The organism is Sulfitobacter sp. HI0129, from assembly GCF_001635395.1.
Lineage (GTDB): Bacteria > Pseudomonadota > Alphaproteobacteria > Rhodobacterales > Rhodobacteraceae > Sulfitobacter.
In genome coordinates, this window is the sequence record NZ_LWGH01001114.1 from 1 (window position 1) to 1478 (window position 1478).

The window sequence follows — 1478 nt, forward strand, 5'->3', positions numbered from 1 at the left end:
CCTTACGCCAAGGGTGCGGATCATGCCCCATAGCGTGGTGTAACTCGCGGCTGGCCGGGCGCTTTCGACGGCCGAGCTGATCAGTCCGTCTGCGTTGCAGGCAGGCTGATGATGGGATCATCGCAGACCGGTGCCAAGGTTTCCAGCGTCATGTATCGCGCACGCTGCACAGTCCATTCTTCGGTCTGCTCCATGAGGATGGCGCCGACGAGGCGTCGTATGGCAGCCTCATTTGGAAAGATCCCGACGACGTCTGTCCTGCGCTTGATCTCGCCGTTCAAACGTTCAATCGGATTCGTCGAATGCAACTTCGTCCGATGCTGTTGGGGAAAGGTCATGTAGGCGAGCACGTCTTCCTCGGCATCATCCATCAGCCCAGAGAGCCTGGGCAGCTGGGACCGCATCTGGTCGGCGACGTTGCGCCATTGGACTTTCGCCGCCGCATGGTCTGGCTGTGCAAAAGCGGTTGCGATAAAGGCGGAGACGACGCGTCGGCTACTCTTGCCTGCATGCGCAAGAGCGTTCCTCTGGAAATGCACCCGACAACGCTGCCAGCTCGTGTTCAGCACGCGTGCGACTGAGGCCTTGATGCCTTCATGGGCATCACTGATGACCAGCTTCACACCACATAGCCCGCGCCGCACCAGATCGCGCAGAAACTCCGTCCAGAAGGTTTCGGCCTCGGACGGGCCGATGGACATGCCCAGCACCTCTCTGCGGCCGTCTGTATTGACGCCGACGGCGATGGTGACGGCAACGGAGACGATACGCCCGCCCTGACGAACCTTGAGATAAGTCGCATCAATCCACAGATAGGGCCATTCGCCATCAATCGGACGGGTGAGAAATGCATCAACCCGCTCATCAATCTCTTCACACAGGCGGCTAACCTGGCTCTTCGAGATGCCGGTCCCGCCCATTGCCTGCACGAGATCGTCCATGGAACGGGTTGAGACGCCATGGACATAAGCTTCTTGAATAACCGCGCTCAACGCCTTCTCTGTCGCCCGCCGCGGCTCCAGGAAAGAAGGAAAATAGCTGCCGGTGCGCAGCTTCGGAATCCGCAGTTCCACGTTCCCGGCCCGCGTCTGCCAATCGCGTTCGCGGTAGCCGTTTCTCTGCGCCTTCCGCTCCGGCGTCTTCTGATGATAGTCGGCACCGGTCTTTGCGCCAACCTCCAATTCCATCAGCCTTTCGGCGGCAAAACCGATCATATCTCGAAGAAGATCGGCATCCGCGCTCTTCTCGACAAGCTCTTTCAGGTCCATCATAGGTTTGGTCATCGGGGTCTTCCTTCGGTTCAGGTTGATGTTCGCAACCCGACCTTACCGAAAATTCACCGATGACCACCGCGCCTTTGATGACGTCCTACGGCGCCTCATGAAGGGCGCGGACGCCACCAAAAGCGCTACCAGAAGTTACACCTCTCCCTGGGACAGGACCCTGTCGTTCTTGTTTCATCATTGGAATCTAACCCA

1 protein-coding gene is annotated in these 1478 nt (G+C 58.8%); it reads right to left on the reverse strand.

The genetic code is table 11. The features are described 5' to 3' along the window. Window positions 1-80: 80 nt before the first annotated feature. Window positions 81-1283, reverse strand: coding sequence for an IS256 family transposase (locus tag A3764_RS23420; RefSeq protein ID WP_067268427.1), 1203 nt, complete (start codon window positions 1281-1283; stop codon window positions 81-83). Window positions 1284-1478: the final 195 nt, after the last annotated feature.